Annotated in this window: 7 protein-coding genes; 3 read left to right on the top strand and 4 right to left on the bottom strand. The window is 48.2% G+C overall.

The window, feature by feature from the left end; genetic code table 11:
- Nucleotides 1-195: 195 nt before the first annotated feature.
- The 4 genes from QUA80_RS31630 to QUA80_RS31645 form a co-directional block, all read right to left on the bottom strand.
- Nucleotides 196-1,836: a thioredoxin-like domain-containing protein gene (locus QUA80_RS31630; RefSeq protein ID WP_333428886.1), complete on the bottom strand. Its 1,641-nt coding sequence runs from the start codon at nt 1,834-1,836 to the stop codon at nt 196-198.
- Nucleotides 1,837-2,028: 192 nt separating this feature from the next.
- Nucleotides 2,029-3,663 (bottom strand): GAF domain-containing protein, encoded by a 1,635-nt coding sequence (locus QUA80_RS31635; protein WP_333428887.1) that lies wholly within the window; start codon nt 3,661-3,663, stop codon nt 2,029-2,031.
- 117 nt (nt 3,664-3,780) lie between these two features.
- Entirely contained in the window at nt 3,781-4,749 is a 969-nt protein-coding gene (gene arsM / locus QUA80_RS31640; RefSeq protein ID WP_333428888.1) for an arsenosugar biosynthesis arsenite methyltransferase ArsM, read from the bottom strand.
- Nucleotides 4,750-4,834: 85 nt separating this feature from the next.
- Nucleotides 4,835-6,463 (bottom strand): hypothetical protein, encoded by a 1,629-nt coding sequence (locus QUA80_RS31645; protein ID WP_333428889.1) that lies wholly within the window; start codon nt 6,461-6,463, stop codon nt 4,835-4,837.
- Nucleotides 6,464-7,105: 642 nt separating this feature from the next.
- Between QUA80_RS31645 and psaA the strand changes: the two genes are divergently transcribed.
- The 3 genes from psaA to QUA80_RS31660 all read left to right on the top strand — a co-directional run bounded on the left by psaA (nt 7,106) and on the right by QUA80_RS31660 (nt 12,525).
- Nucleotides 7,106-9,400, top strand: a complete 2,295-nt coding sequence (gene psaA / locus QUA80_RS31650; RefSeq protein ID WP_333428890.1) for a photosystem I core protein PsaA — start codon at nt 7,106-7,108, stop codon at nt 9,398-9,400.
- A 110-nt stretch (nt 9,401-9,510) separates the two neighbouring features.
- On the top strand, nt 9,511-11,736 hold the full coding sequence (gene psaB / locus QUA80_RS31655) for a photosystem I core protein PsaB (protein WP_333428891.1): 2,226 nt from the start codon (nt 9,511-9,513) through the stop codon (nt 11,734-11,736).
- A 168-nt stretch (nt 11,737-11,904) separates the two neighbouring features.
- Entirely contained in the window at nt 11,905-12,525 is a 621-nt protein-coding gene (locus tag QUA80_RS31660; RefSeq protein ID WP_333428892.1) for an AAA family ATPase, read from the top strand.
- Nucleotides 12,526-12,585: the final 60 nt, after the last annotated feature.

Raw genomic sequence — 12,585 nt, forward strand, 5'->3', positions numbered from 1 at the left:
GGACGCCCAGACATTTTAATATTCTCCTTTACTTTTCAGGTAACTCTAGCATAACTTTAGAAAAATGGTATTAGGTTAAGTTACTTTGCTGAACAATTGCGGTAAGGTGCGCCCAACAGCACGCTACCTTACCGCAATCAATCTGGCAATCAGGAGAATTGAGAACCCTGGCTAATCGGAAAAAGGTCGATCGACTCAATCAGGAAGACAAACATCAGGAGGACACAAACTGGCAAAATCCAAAGTTGTGACTTCCAGCGTATCCAACTCAACTCGCCGAATCGCATGATTGTTCGTATCAGCAACAAACAAGTGAGACCCGATCGCGCTCAACCCTGAAGGTTCAAAAAATCGAGCCTTGAGACCTTTAGCATCAACCAAACCCGCTGTACCGTCTCCAATCATTGTTCTGCACGTACCGCCCCGGTGGTCGATCCGCTTAATTTTATGATTGTAAGTATCAGCAACCCAGAGGTAATTTTGAGCGTATTCAACACCCAAACAGTGCTGCAACCTTACCTGATCGGCGCGACCATCTTTATCCCCAAAACCAAACAATTCACCGCTACCGCAAACAGTCCGCACCTTCGGGTCTTCATCAATACCAACAGCGCGAATCGAACTAACTTCGCTGTCAGCAACAAACAACTCCGATCGATCTGTAGCCAGGCCGCTGGGCTGAGAAAAAGCAGATTCTGCAAGATTCCCATCCACACAGGATTCTCGACCAATACCCGCATAAATGCCGATCGTGCCATTGTCTAACTGCATTTCCCAAATTTGGTGGGAACCCGCCATTGCAATAAAAAGTCTATTTCCAACTTTTTCTAAATCCCAAGGCGAGTTCAATTTGGTTTCTAGACCCTTGCCGCTGCCCTGTGCAATTTCGTGACTTTGTTCGCCGGTACCAGCAACAGTTTCCACCCGTTGAGTCGTAAAATCAATCTTTCTGAGAGCATGATTTTCCGTATCAGCAACATAAAGAATTTGACTTTCTGCATCAAAAGCCATACCTTGAGGGGCAAAAAACTCCGCCTCTTCAAAGCCCCCATCTGTTAAACCGGGTTTGCCGGTACCGATGACGTGCAGCACCTCACCTTCGATGGTGCTGACAACAATCCTATTGTGTCCAGAATCGGCAATAAATAAGCAAGAACCGACTAAGTTTTGTATGACTGAATTAGCAGGTCCGGGTAATACAGTTTCATCTACATATTCATTTTCCTCAGTCATTTCGCCCAACAAGGCGACCTGTGAGTGAAGCTGTTTTGCCTCCGTTGCAGCGATCGCAAATGCCAGCACTTTACCGGGGAAAGCCAGCGGTGTCGATACAGGTTTGCGCTGTTTTTCTAAGCTAAAACGGAGTTCTTTAAAGTTGAGCCGATTTTTATTTTTGTATTCACCAATTAACTTGCCAACTAATTCGTCAATTGCTTCTCTGTTGCCTTCACCGGAAACAAAGCCCACGACATAACTTTCAGGATCGATCACCATTAAAGTCGGCCAAGCGCGAACCGCGTAGCTTTGCCAAACTTTCATGCCGCTGTCTACGATTACCGGATGTTCGATATCGTAGCGGAGGATAGCTTGGCGGATGTTTTCTACTTCTTTTTCGTTTTCAAATTTGGCCGAGTGAACGCCGATAACCGTGAGGGAATCTTTATATTTTTGTTCGAGGTATTTTAAGTCGGGCAGGACGTGCAAGCAGTTGATGCAGCAGTACGTCCAGAAGTCGAGCAAGACGACCCGGCCTTTTAGAGATTCAATGGATAAAGGTTTTTCGGTGTTCAGCCAGGGGTAGTTTCCGGGGAATTCTGGTGCTCTGACGCGAGGCATGGCATCTCCTGGGTAGGATGTGAATGATTTTTTTACTTCTTTAATTTAGCGGGAAGTTTTGCTGCATGGGGTAAAAGCTGGTTAAACCAGGGCTTGTGCTACAGCCACTCCGGCCTGTAACACAACAGGGGGGGGATAGGTGCGATCGCTGCTGACACCGCTGCTGACAGCTTAATTGAAGGCTGTTGCGGTCTAAAGTACCAAATTGGCGAGATATTTATCTAGCTTGTCTCTGCTGATATTTTCCAAAATAACCAATACTCCGTTCATTTTTGTCGGTTCGATCGCACTTGCGATCGAGTTAACCCAGAGATTTATATTCTGCGGTTCCCCTTGCAATGGCAATAGGACGCGATCGGGGTAATATTGCTCTCTATCTCGATCGCCTTCCGGTGACAAAGCAGCTTTTAACCATTGACTAAAATTCTCATTCTCGATTTTAATTAAATCACCCAAAGATACACCCTCTACGACTTCTCCCTCGCTAGCACCTAGCAATTGTTTAGCTCGATCGTTAGCGGTAATAATGTTACCTTTTTCATCAGTGGAGATGACGCCGTTAGGGAGCGATCGCACTATATCTTTATGTCTTGTTTCTTGTTGTTTGACCTCGGAAAACAAGATAGCGTTTTGCAGGGCGACTCCTGCTTGGATGTTAAACGCCTTCATAAATTCCATGTCGGTGCGATTGAAACTCGCTTTCCACTGATCGGGAGCCTGCGGCCAATCTGCCGGGTTGTAGGGCGGGAATTCTCCTTGTCGTTTTTTATTAACTAATTGGGTGACGCCAATCAATTTTTTGTCTGAGTTAAACACTGGCATACAAAGCATACTGCAAGTACGGTAGCCAGCTTTTTTATCGGTTTCTTTGGAAATTTCGGCGCGGGGGTCATCGTATACGTCAAAGGGAATCAGCAGCGGTTCCCCTGATTGAGCCACAATACCTGCAAAACCGACGGTTCTGGGTATGCGAATTTCGTGAAGTTTGCCGCCGATCGGGATTTTCGTCCACATTTGATCTTTATCTTCGTCGATCGCCCACAAGATACTGCGATCGGCATTCATCAGTTCTTGGGCCCAATCCATCACCCGCTTCAAGGTATCATCTAAGTCTAGACTGCTCTGACAAAGAGCGTTGACCGCGTTCATCAGCGCTGTCGCGGCTCGTTGTCTTTGACTTGCGGCGTAGAAAGATTTGGACGACTCTACAACTAAGCGAATGGACGAGGCAAATTCTCTAAAATTTTCTTCGTCTGCTTGAGTGAATCCTACCTTGTCAATCTGTTCGTCTAAAGTATCATAATCTTTGTGGTTGGGCTTGAGTTTATTAATCAGTTTGACTACTGCCATTAACTCGCCTGTTTCTTCGTCTATCAGGGGCATCGCCAGCATTGTATAACAGCGATATCCTGTTCTTCCGTCAAATTTTTTGACATTGACAGAACGTGGGTCATCATAGAAATCATAGGGAATATTTACCACTTTTTTCTCCGTGGCTACTTCTCCCGCAATGCCCACATGGGCGGGAACTCGGATCTCTAGGCTTTTGCCATTTTCATCTTTGGCTACAATGGCCCACAGTTCATTTGGCTCTTTATCGAATATAAAAATTGTGGTTCTATCTGCATTCAACAATTTGCCTATTTCCAGAGTAATCTTATCCAACCTTTCATAAATGACTGCATCAAATACTCGATGGTCAATTATATTATCTTCTAGGAATGACAGGATGAGATTTAAAATTTTACGCTCTTGATGTCCTTCGCAACAAATATTTTTCATACTCACTGAGAAACTCTCCTTCTTTAACATATCTAAAATACTCATACAATAACTCCTCTGATAATTTTTATGAGGCACAGTCCCGAAATAACTCTCAGCAGAAAAAGTTTAAAGAGGCAGCTATCTATGCGGTGAACGCTACCTCCCGATTCCGAAATAAATCTAACAGCAACCGCCGCCGTGATAATGCCACGTCGAATCAGTAATTAACACCTTATCGGGCATCAATCCCCCCAACTTCCCAGCCGTTTTATCGCACACCGCCGCCGGAACTCCCCGCTGCAAAACGTGGCCTGCCCCGTCATCAAACAGCTCTTCAGACCCCTTATAAATCGCCGTCTTGCCAGTGAAAATGCAAGCTCCGTCATCCGGTACATCCACTTTGAAAGACACCGAATCCAGGCTTTCTAACAGCAAATCCGCATCCAATTGATAATTGTGTTTGTCCAACAATCGGTAAGGACGGCGCGCCCGCACTTCTACTTGCCCAAAACCAACGTCTACAAGGTGTTGAACGTATTCTGCGTATGTCAAAGCCCCGGACAAACACAAGGCCCGCAAGCGTTGGTCTTCCTTCAAATGCTGCGGAATGGGCCGAGTTGCGATCGGATCGCTCATCAACAACCTGCCACCGGGTTTTAATACCCGATAAGTCTCTTTTAATGCTTTAGCTAAATCTGCGGGTTCAAAGATATTAAACAAGCAATTTTGTGCGACAACATCTACAGAAGCATCCGGCACTGGCAACGCAAAAGCATCGCCTTCACAAATTTCCACAAAACTTGCATCAAACCAATCATTTTCTTGGGCGGCAATTTGCAAGTTTCGTGCAGCCGCGTCTCGCATTGCTGCAACGGGATCGACGGCAATAACCGCTCCTTTGTGTCTTGAAAAATATGCAAATTGTAGTGCTTCCAGGCCGCCCCCAACGCCTACATAAAGCACGAAGGGATTGCCGACGAGTTCGGCGGCGTGAACGGTTGTGCCGCAGCCGTAATTCATTTCTTGCATTTGTTCGGGAATTTTTAATCCTGGCAATTGCAAGGGACTGCTTTGGACGCAGCAAAGTCCGATTTGGGGGGTTTCGGCAACATCGCTGTAGAATTTGGCTGCTGTTTCGAGGTAGGTCATTTTTTAGTGTCCTAATTTTTGATTTTTGACCGCAGATGCAGGCGGATAGACGCGGATAAACGCAGATGAATGCAGAATGTTTTTGTTATGTGGCAAATTCGACTTTTTGTTCGGATTTTGGCTGATTTTCTGGTTGGGCAACTGTTGTTTCGGGAGGGTCTAATTCGCTGGTTGGTTGGCTAGGAGTTTCAGCGGCAACTGGTGGCGTTGGCGGTACAAGATTGGGAGACGGTTCTGGGATCGTGGGAGCTACTACTTGTGGTACTGGAGCTTTTTCTGTTATTTCTGGCAGCGTTGGTGGCTCTGAAGGATTAGCAGGTGCGACAACTTGACGCAGAAAGTTGCGGAACCGATTGTAATATCCTTTATATTCCTGTTTTTTGGCTTCGGGAGATGCTGTTACTGTTGGTTCTATTACTTGAACGGGAGGCACAGTTTTTGGGGTTTCTAACTGTGGAGTTGCTGTCGGTGTCGGTTCTATTATTTGAACAGGTTCTACAATTTTCGGCGCTTCGAGTTGGGGGGCTGCTGTCGGTGTCGGTTCTATTACTTGAACAGGTTCTACAATTTTCGGCGCTTCGAGTTGGGGGGTTGCTGTCGGTGTCGGTTCTATTACTTGAACCGGAGCGACTGCCGGAGCGACTGCTGGCTCTAAGCTCGGTTGGGTAACTGGGGTTTCTGGAACCGCTGGTGAGGGTTGGACAACTGGTGTTTTTTCTAATGCAGGTGTCGGTTGTGGTTCGGGGGTTGGGGTTGGTGTGGGTTGGGGTGGCTGGTAGGTACGATCGACTATACCGCGAGTTTCTGCTACTGTTAGTTCGCCTCGCAGTAATTTTGAAAGAGTGTCTTGACCGAGCGGTTCGTAATCGATCAGTCTGACTGTATTATTAAAGGCGTTTTTGACGATATTTCCCCGTTCGTCAATTAATTCTAGCTGTACCCAGTTTTTCCCTGGTTTGAATCCTTTAAGATATATAGGTTGCCACTGGTCGAGCTCAAAGCTTTGGCCGTTGACTGTGGCTCGAATTTTCCAATCGAGTATTTCATCTTGGGAATTTTCTTGCGCCACTTGGTGCTGGGGGGCATTTGTCAAGTAAAAGTCGAGCAGGATGGGTTCTGCGCCGTAGCTGCCTTGGGGGCTGTTGTACGTTAATAGGGGCAATGTTCGATCGGGATTATTGTCGTCTGTTTTGGTAAAAATGTGAAAGGTGGTTTGGGCTGCTGCACCTTCGTTTTTAAAGCTTTCTTCCCAAGGGCGAGCGGCAAACATTTGCAGGGTATGGGTTCCTGGTTCTAAATCCGACAGCGTTAAAGGTTGGTTGATGTCGTAAATTGCTGCATAAGGTTGGTTGTCTAATAAAACTTGCAGGTGGGGGCCCAAGCCCAAGTTTGCATCTTTGAAAATGGGCAAGTCCTTAACTTGGAACTGAACAGACACATTTATATCCTGAAGCACTTCGTCAGGTTTTGGATTCAAAATACTAACTTGAGGCTGGTAGATTTTTAGAGCCTGACGCAGTTGTTGAATGGCTTCTGGGGGAGAAACCTCTGAAATTTTATTTACCTCGGCGGTAGCTGAGCCGCTCTTGTTCCCTGATTTGGGCAATTCGGGGTGGCCCGCGCCACAACTTGCTAAACCCAAAATTAATACTGCTGCTGCGAACAATGCCAGCAGCCTGCCCGCAACCGTTCTGTGCCAATTGATCCCAATCACGCAACCATACTCCTAGAAGCCTTCTCATAGGGAACTATAGCCCAAAAATGAATTTAGTATTGGGGAATTGCAGCTCATGAATTCCAAAAGCGGGTAGGAGCCAGGATTGAGGCAGCAGCGGGCAACCTATCGTCTCCGACTATTAATTCCCGCAGCCGTTTTCCACAACATATATCTACAAATGAGTATTCCTCAATTACTTTATCTTTGAGTTTTGTAAAGTTAAGGGCAGTACCCCTTGACTTTTTCGAGGTACTGTGGAAATTAAAGGCATTATTACATCAAGAATTGAGCCTTTTTTAAGTATTGTTAACAAGCGATTAATACTTCTCTAGCAAGCTTATAATTCATAAAACTCCCTCAAAAGGAGCAGCCGCATCAAGCCTAAATCAGGAACGCGATCGGCCGCTCATCTGGCGATAAGAGTTGTCAGTACCCAGGCACATTGTTAGCGACACTGGGAAACTGGCTTCTTCAAAGAAGCAAAATGCTTGGGGAGACGATGCACCTGCGTCTAGCTCTGCAAAGAGTGAAGTGCAAGCAGTGTCGGCTTTCCCGAGAATCCCCCGCCTAATCAAGCACGGGGAGTGTCAGGTACATTATTCAGTTCTCGTTCCTTGTCTTACCGAGAGGAGAGTCTTCATGACCATTAGTCCTCCAGAGCGAGAGGTAAAAGCTAGGGTAGTAGTCGATAAGAATCCGGTTCCAACTTCCTTCGAGAAGTGGTCAAAACCAGGTCATTTCGATCGCACTCTAGCTAAGGGGCCAAAAACCACCACTTGGATTTGGAACCTCCACGCTAACGCTCACGACTTTGACAGTCATACAAGTGACTTAGAAGACGTTTCGCGCAAAATCTTTAGCGCTCACTTCGGCCACTTGGCAGTAATCTTCGTATGGTTGAGCGGCGCATATTTCCACGGCGCTAAATTTTCCAATTACGAAGCTTGGCTGACAAATCCTACAGCCATCAAGCCCAGCGCTCAAGTGGTCTGGCCGATTTTTGGTCAAGAAATTTTAAATGCAGATGTAGGCGGTGGCTTTCACGGGATTCAGATCACCTCTGGTCTGTTCCAACTGTGGCGCGCCAACGGCATCACTAACTCATACCAGCTATATTGCACTGCGATCGGCGCCCTGGTAATGGCAGCTTTGATGCTGTTTGCCGGTTGGTTCCACTATCACGTCCGCGCTCCGAAACTGGAATGGTTCCAGAACGTGGAATCGATGATGAACCACCACTTGGCAGGTTTGCTCGGCTGCGGCTGCTTGGGCTACGCGGGACAGCAGATTCACGTTTCGCTGCCGATCAATGCTTGCATGGACGCGATCGATGCAGGCGCACCTCTGACAGTCGGCGGTAAGCTGATCAAAACAGTTGCCGATATCCCGCTGCCACACGAGTGGATTTTGACACCGAGCTTGATGGCAGACATCTACCCAAGCTTCGCTAAAGGTCTAACGCCCTTCTTCACCCTCAACTGGGGCGCTTATGCCGACTTCCTGACCTTCAAAGGCGGTCTGAACCCCACCACAGGCGGTTTGTGGCTGACAGATACAGCGCACCACCACTTAGCGTTGGCAGTGCTGTTCATCGTCGCCGGTCACTTCTACCGCACTAACTGGGGCATCGGCCACAGCTTTAAAGAAGTTCTGGAAGCTCACAAAGGCCCCTTCACAGGCGAAGGCCACAAGGGGATGTACGAAATCTTCACGCAGTCTTGGCACTGCCAACTGTCGTGGAACTTGGCCTGGATGGGCTCTCTGAGCATCATCGTGGCTCACCACATGTACTCGATGCCTCCGTATCCGTACATCGCGACTGACTATCCGACTCAGCTATCGCTGTTCACCCACCACATGTGGATTGGCGGATTCCTGATCGTCGGTGCAGCCGCTCACGCAGCAATCTTCATGGTGCGGGACTACGATCCGGCGCAGCACGTTAATAACTTGCTCGACCGCGTACTCCGTCACAGAGATGCAATCATCTCTCACCTCAACTGGGTTTGTATATTCTTGGGCTTCCACAGCTTCGGTTTGTACGTTCACAACGACACGATGCGGGCTTTCGGTCGTCCTCAAGATTTGTTCTCGGATACCGGGATTCAGTTGCGTCCGATATTTGCCCAGTGGGTGCAAAACATCCACGCCTTGGCTCCGGGCACAACAGCGCCTAATGCTACGGAAATCGTCAGCCACGCTTTTGGCGGCGGTGCAGTAGTAGTCGCCGGCAAAGTAGCAATGATGCCGATCGAGTTGGGTACGGCGGATTTCATGATCCACCACATCCACGCTTTCACCATTCACGTTACAGTCCTGATTCTCTTGAAGGGCGTGTTGTTTGCACGCAGTTCTCGCTTGATTCCTGACAAAGGCAACTTGGGCTTCCGGTTCCCTTGCGACGGTCCGGGCCGTGGCGGCACCTGCCAAGTTTCAGGTTGGGATCACGTGTTCCTAGGCTTGTTCTGGATGTACAACTGCATCTCGGTCGTGATTTTCCACTTTAGTTGGAAAATGCAGTCGGACGTGTGGGGAACAGTATCGCCAGACGGCACAATTTCTCACATAACTGGCGGCAATTTCGCACAAAGTGCGCTCACGATTAACGGCTGGCTGCGGGACTTCCTCTGGGCACAAGCTTCTCAGGTGATTCAGTCCTACGGTTCGGCACTGTCGGCCTACGGTCTGATGTTCCTAGCCGGACACTTCGTGTTCGCCTTCAGCTTGATGTTCCTGTTCAGCGGCCGCGGCTACTGGCAAGAACTTATTGAGTCGATTGTTTGGGCTCACAACAAGCTCAAGGTAGCTCCGTCGATTCAGCCTCGCGCTCTGAGCATTACTCAGGGTCGGGCTGTGGGTGTAGCTCACTACCTCCTAGGAGGAATTGTCACTACGTGGGCATTTTTCCTAGCGCGAATCATTTCGGTAGGGTAAACTACCCCTAGGTTTTGGATTCTCGATTTGGGAGGAATCTCAAATCGAGAATCCAAACTCGGAACCGAATCCCTTCAACTTTGTTCAGGATTCAGGATTAATCAAGGCTTATGGCAACGAAATTTCCAAAATTTAGCCAAGACCTTGCCCAAGACCCGACTACACGGCGGATCTGGTACGGGATTGCCACAGCACACGACTTTGAAAGCCACGATGGCATGACCGAAGAAAATCTTTACCAAAAGATTTTTGCTTCTCACTTCGGCCACCTAGCAATCATTTTCTTGTGGACTTCGGGCAGCCTGTTCCACGTAGCATGGCAAGGTAACTTTGAACAGTGGGTTAAAGACCCCCTAAACGTCCGCCCGATCGCTCACGCGATTTGGGACCCGCAATTCGGCGCTCCTGCTGTAGAAGCTTTCACTCAAGGGGGCGCTTCTAACCCGGTGGATATCTCTTACTCCGGTGTCTACCATTGGTGGTTCACCCAAGGGATTCGGACAAACGCCGACCTGTATCAAGGAGCTATCTTCTTGCTACTGCTGGCGGCTGTCTTCCTGTTCGCAGGTTGGTTGCACCTCCAGCCCAAGTACCGGCCCAGCTTGTCTTGGTTCAAAAATGCTGAATCTCGCCTCAACCACCACTTGGCTGGTTTGTTCGGTGTCAGCTCTTTGGCTTGGACTGGTCACATGGTTCACGTTGCTATCCCCGAATCTCGCGGACAGCACGTAGGTTGGGACAACTTCCTGTCTACCCCGCCTCACCCGGCCGGTTTGGCTCCGTTCTTCACTGGTAACTGGGGCGTATACGCCGAGAACCCAGATGCAGCGAGCCATGTCTTCGGTACTTCCGAAGGCGCGGGAACCGCAATTCTGACTTTCTTGGGTGGCTTCCACCCTCAAACAGAATCCCTGTGGCTGACAGACATCGCTCACCACCACTTGGCGATCGCAGTTCTGTTTATCGTTGCCGGTCATATGTACCGGACTAACTTCGGTATCGGTCACAGCATCAAAGAAATGTGCGATGCTAAAGACTTCTTTGGCAAGAAGGTTGAAGGCCCTTTCAATATGCCTCACCAAGGCATTTACGAGACCTACAACAACTCGCTGCACTTCCAATTGGGCTGGCACCTCGCCGCTTTGGGCGTCATTACCTCCCTGGTAGCCCAGCATATGTACGCGATGCCTCCCTACGCTTTCATAGGTAAGGACTTCACGACTCAGGCTGCGCTTTACACCCACCACCAGTACATTGCTGGATTCATCATGGTCGGCGCTTTCGCCCACGGAGCTATCTTCTTGGTGCGGGACTACGATCCTGAAGCAAATAAAGGCAACGTGCTCGATCGCGTGTTGCAGCACAAAGAAGCGATTATCTCTCACTTGAGCTGGGTGTCGCTGTTCTTGGGCTTCCACACTCTCGGCCTGTACGTTCACAATGACGTTGTAGTCGCTTTCGGAACTCCTGAAAAGCAAATCTTGATTGAACCAGTGTTCGCACAGTTCATCCAAGCTGCTCACGGAAAAGCTCTCTACGGCATGGACGTGCTGTTGTCAAACCCTGATAGCATTGCTTCTACCGCTTGGCCGAACTACGGTAACGTATGGCTCCCAGGCTGGTTGGACGCGATTAACAGCGGTACTAACTCTCTGTTCTTGGCGATCGGACCTGGCGATTTCTTGGTTCACCACGCGATCGCCCTAGGCTTGCACACCACCACCTTGATCTTGGTCAAGGGCGCTCTGGATGCACGCGGTTCTAAGTTGATGCCGGACAAGAAAGACTTCGGTTATTCTTTCCCTTGCGACGGCCCCGGCCGTGGCGGTACTTGTGACATCTCTGCTTGGGACGCGATGTACATGTCTGTCTTCTGGATGCTGAACACCCTAGCTTGGGTAACGTTCTACTGGCACTGGAAGCACCTGGGCATCTGGCAAGGTAATGTGGCTCAGTTCAATGAGTCTTCTACCTACCTGATGGGCTGGTTCCGCGATTACCTCTGGTTGTATTCTTCTCAATTGATCAACGGTTACAACCCGTACGGTACTAACAACTTGTCTATCTGGGCCTGGATGTTCTTATTCGGACACCTCGTTTGGGCAACTGGTTTCATGTTCCTGATCTCTTGGAGAGGTTACTGGCAAGAATTGATCGAGACTTTGGTTTGGGCTCACGAGCGCACTCCTTTGGCTAACTTGGTTCGCTGGAAAGACAAGCCTGTTGCTTTGTCCATCGTCCAAGGTCGTTTGGTTGGCTTAGTTCACTTTAGTGTGGGCAACATCCTCACTTACGCGGCCTTTGTAATTGCCTCGACGGCCGGGAAATTCGGGTAATTCCGAACTCTGGTTTCTAGGTAATTAAATGAAATCCCCTGCCTTCTGGCGGGGGATTTTTTTTGATATGTTGGTTAATTGAAGCTGTTAATCAGGAGTCTGAGGGCGATCGCGCTGTCCTCTAAACCTCATTTTGGGTAATAATAGAGAAAATCCTGAGTCTTCAACATGGTTCAACTGTCTTCTGACTGGAATAATGAGGCTTACGTGTCTCTGCATCTGGTTCAGACAATGCTGGAGATGGCGGGTTTGCCTCGCAAGAGTAGTTATTCTCACTGGATTCCAGAGTTTAAGGTTAAATTACCTAAGCTGACTGCCAAGAGTCAGATAGTTTGGACTCAAAAAGAGGTTGATTTCTTAGTGGAAGACTTGAGTCGGTATATTAACTTTCTGGTTGAAATTAAGACGGCTAAAACTAGACTTGATGCGGCAGCTCGCATTCAGTTAGAAACGTATCTGAAATACTCTAATACAAGATTTGGGATACTGATCGACCCGTTTTTAGTAGAGATTTACGAATATACACAAGGACTTGCGACTCTAAAGTGTAAGCACAATATAGAAAACCCAGAACAAGTTCAACCAGTAGCAATTTTAGTTAGTAACTTTCTGGATACAGTAAAAATGCGTACAATTGCAATTCATACATCCAAGGGCGGGGTTGGTAAAACTACTTTAGTTGTCAACATTGCCTATGAACTGGCAAAAATAGGTAACAGAGTTTTAGTTATTGACTTAGACGATCAAGCCCATGCCAGCCTCTCCTTGGGAGCATTCGTAACAAGTTAAGCTTGGATGGCAGTTGTCAAGGGGATTTGAGAAGATGTTTCAAAGAAAAAGCAGTCAGCT

It is taken from the genome of Microcoleus sp. F4-D5, assembly GCF_036704885.1.
Taxonomy (GTDB): domain Bacteria; phylum Cyanobacteriota; class Cyanobacteriia; order Cyanobacteriales; family Microcoleaceae; genus Microcoleus.